We start from the raw sequence: 659 nt of genomic DNA, 5'->3' as shown, positions 1-659 counted from the left end.
ATTGTCATGACAATTTCCTCTTCTAGACATACTCTGGAATATCTTTGTTTGTTTTAGTCTATTTCTATATTTATTTGATTGATATTGAATTCCTTGATCACTATGGATAGTCATCCGATAATTTAGATTTGGTCGTTTATCAATCACTTGCTTAAGTCCTTCCATTACAAATTCAGTATTTGGATGATCACTAATACTAAAACCAATTATTGCACCACCACATAGATCCTTATAAGGTGAGATATAGATTCTTTCATTCATACTCATATTTCCATATCTGAACTCACTTACGTCAGTGACAATCTTTTGGTAAGGTCTATCTGTTTTGAATTTTCGATGAAATCTATTCTTAGCCTTTTTACCTTGTGGTCCCTTAGAAGAATCATACTTACCAGCCCTAAGATTATAAATTCTTCCCGAAATATGATTTTGATGCATAATCCGTTGAACACGTTTATGATTTATTTTATGTCCCAGACGATGAAGCTGATCAGTTACTCTAAGATAGCCATAGCCCAGATTATGCTTCTTAATTTTTAAGATTAATATTAATAATTTTTTGTCACTAATCTTTTGTTTACGTTCATGAGGCTGATAATAATATGTGCTCTTAGATAAAGAGGTTAATGGCAATAATTCTGTTAACTTAAATCCAAATT

The 659-nt window shown here is 31.0% G+C and carries 1 protein-coding gene; it reads right to left on the bottom strand.

Features of this window, described 5'->3' with window-relative positions; all coding sequences use genetic code 11:
* Positions 1–659 (bottom strand): IS3 family transposase (locus LrDSM24759_RS07620; RefSeq protein WP_117118849.1); only part of this gene is annotated, 659 nt, incomplete at both ends.

It is taken from the genome of Lactobacillus rodentium, from assembly GCF_003423665.1.
Taxonomy (GTDB): Bacteria; Bacillota; Bacilli; order Lactobacillales; family Lactobacillaceae; genus Lactobacillus; species Lactobacillus rodentium.
The sequence above is the reverse complement of the archived record's forward strand: the minus strand, read 5'-3'. Positions and strand labels throughout refer to the sequence as shown.